The organism is Domibacillus sp. F004 (genome assembly GCF_057814295.1).
Window position 1 is genome coordinate 1 of record NZ_JBVATB010000046.1, and the last position, 300, is coordinate 300.

The window sequence follows — 300 nt, forward strand, 5'->3', positions numbered from 1 at the left end:
GTGTTGAAGCCTGGGTCCTGCGCAATGAGAACCCATGAACCAGGTCAGGTCCGGAAGGAAGCAGCATTAAGTGGACTTTCTCATGTGCCGCGGGGCAGCCTGGGCCGAGCTAACTGCTTAAGTAACGCCTATGGTTAGCAGTCGACAGAAGGTGCACGGTATACATAATGAAAAAGACATCCGGCTTGCCGGATGTCTTTTTTGTTGTGTTTTTTAATAGTAAAGGTGTGTACGTTCGTTTATAATGGAGCAAGGAATGTGAAGGAGGACGCCAATGAGTTATCAGGCATTATACCGTGT

1 other RNA gene is annotated in these 300 nt (G+C 48.0%); it reads left to right on the forward strand.

Annotated features, from left to right (window positions below):
• An RNA gene (gene ffs, locus ACZYRN_RS19365) (signal recognition particle sRNA large type) lies at window positions 1-159 on the forward strand; the annotation flags it as partial.
• Window positions 160-300 lie beyond the last annotated feature (141 nt).